General features: G+C 57.3%; 1 protein-coding gene. It reads right to left on the reverse strand.

The features are described from left to right. Window positions 1-228: 228 nt before the first annotated feature. Entirely contained in the window at window positions 229-1,923 is a 1,695-nt protein-coding gene (locus tag ACTM82_RS08895; RefSeq protein WP_154518687.1) for a phospho-sugar mutase, read from the reverse strand. Window positions 1,924-2,214 lie beyond the last annotated feature (291 nt).

Below are 2,214 nucleotides of genomic sequence, written 5' to 3' on the forward strand. Positions count from 1 at the left end.
CCTCGCAGTATCCGGTTCTCAAGGTGCACGCCTGCGCCGGTTCCCGGTCCGACCGGGCCGCGCGGCAAGGAGATATATTGCCAGACCGGAGGGGCCCGCGGGGCGGGAATCTGGTTGCACACAGCTCCTACATATTTATTATTCATCGACCAAACGTTAGAGCAAAAGAAGGGGGCCCTTTGCGAGACCCCCTTCCCTTCTTATCGGTAACAGTCTGTTTATCAAGCCCTAGGCCAGCAGCTTGCGGCCAGACTCCTCAATCGCGTCAAGTGCTGCATCAGCCTCGGCGGCATCCGCGCCCTTAGCGAAGATGTACAGCTTGATCTTGGGCTCGGTGCCGGAAGGACGGACAATACCCTTGTTGCCACCCTCAAGATCGAACTCAATGACATTAGCCTTCGGCAGGCCGTTCACGCACGTGTTGTAATCCACAACGGCCTCGATCTTGGAGCCTGCGAGCTCCGCGGGCGGGTTCTCGCGCAGACCAGCCATGATGCCGGCCATCTTTGCCGCACCCTCAGCGCCCGGATAGCTCAGCGAAATCGTCTTGTTGTGATAGTAGCCATACTTCTCGTACAGCTCGTGCATCGCATCGGCAAGGTTCTTGCCCTGGAGCTTGTAATACTGCGCCATCTGGCAAATCAGAAGCGAAGTGCTCACGGCGTCCTTGTCGCGCACGTGGTCGCCGGCCAGATAACCGTAGCTCTCCTCGAAACCGAAGATAAAGCGATCGACTTCACCAGCATCGGAAAGCGAGGTAATGATGTCACCGATGTACTTGAAGCCCGTCAGGCAGCGACGGAGCTCAAAGCCATACTCCTCGGCCAGAGCATCGACCATGGCGGAAGAAACAATGGTAGTAACCGCGACCTTCTTGGTGAGATCCTCGCCGCGGGCGGCACGGGTCTTGCAGATATAGTCGAGCAGCAGAACGCCCATCTCATTGCCGGTCAGCAGCAGATAGTCATCACCATTCTTAACAGCAACGCCAACACGGTCGGCGTCAGGATCGGTTGCAAGCAGCAGATCGGGGTGAACCTGCTCGCACAGGTCGATTCCCTTCTGCATGGCCTGACGGATCTCGGGGTTAGGATACGGGCAGGTCGGGAAATCGCCGTTCGGGTCCTTCTGCTCGGGAACAACCGTGACATCGGTGATGCCGGCGCGCTCGAGCACCGTCGTGACGGGAATGAGGCCAGTGCCGTTGAGCGGAGTGTAGACGAGCTTAAGCGGAGCGCCAGCGATCTCCTCGGCAGAAAGGTTGGTCACGCCGCGCGCGAGAACGGCGTCGTAATAACGCTCGAGGCACGAGTCATCGATCCATTTGACCAGACCCTGCTCAAGAGCCTCATCGAAGTCCATGGACTTCACGCCAGTGAACGTATCGGTCTCGGCAATAGCCTTAGAAATTGCATCGGCGGCCTCGCTAGTGATCTGGCAGCCGTCGGGGCCATAGGCCTTATAGCCGTTATAGGGCGCAGGGTTATGGCTCGCGGTCATGCAAATGCCACCGGAGCACTTAAGGTCGCGGACGGCCCAAGATAGCGTAGGCACCGGGGAAATCTTAGGATACACAAGGGCGGTGACACCATTTGCCGCAAGAATAGCAGCAGTCGTCTTGACGAACAATTCGCCCTTATTGCGGCTATCGCGAGCAATGGCAACCGTCGGATGCTCAAAAGTCGCATTGAGATAGTCGGCGAAGCCCTGCGTTGCACGGCCGACCGTATAGATATTCATACGGTTAGTGCCAGCGCCGATCGTGCCACGCAGGCCAGCGGTGCCGAAGGCAAGATCCTGGAAGAAGGCATCGGTGATGGCATCCTCGTCACCCTGCTCCTTCATCGTGTTGAGCTCGGTCAGCAGCTCATCATCCTTGACATTGGCAATCCAAGTATCAAGCAGCTCGTGAACATCTGCCATGTGCGTCCTTCCGTCACAATCAATAAAACGGCCCGCCTAAAACAGGTCAAGCGCAGCATCACGCTTAAGTAGATAGTAATCCATTGAGTACATGAGACTGTCAAGAGAACGGTGAACGTCTGAATAAGACGGCAGATGATATCGTTGTAAAAATTGTAATTTAGTTAAATTGCCTGAGAAACGAAAAAGGGGGAGGCCGCGAGGCCTCCCCCTTCCCAGTCCAAGCGCACGGCTCGGTGCCGTCCACCGGTCAGCGGCGCCCTGGCCTCCCACGGGCTGGCCCCGCAGTAC

It is taken from the genome of Collinsella sp. HCP3S3_E5 (assembly GCF_052067635.1).
Classification (GTDB): Bacteria; Actinomycetota; Coriobacteriia; order Coriobacteriales; family Coriobacteriaceae; genus Collinsella.

Bases quoted from the DNA above. Each gene is read 5' to 3' on its own strand.
- ACTM82_RS08895 (WP_154518687.1), bottom strand. From the start codon at position 1,923: ATGGCAGATGTTCACGAGCTGCTTGATACTTGGATTGCCAATGTCAAG.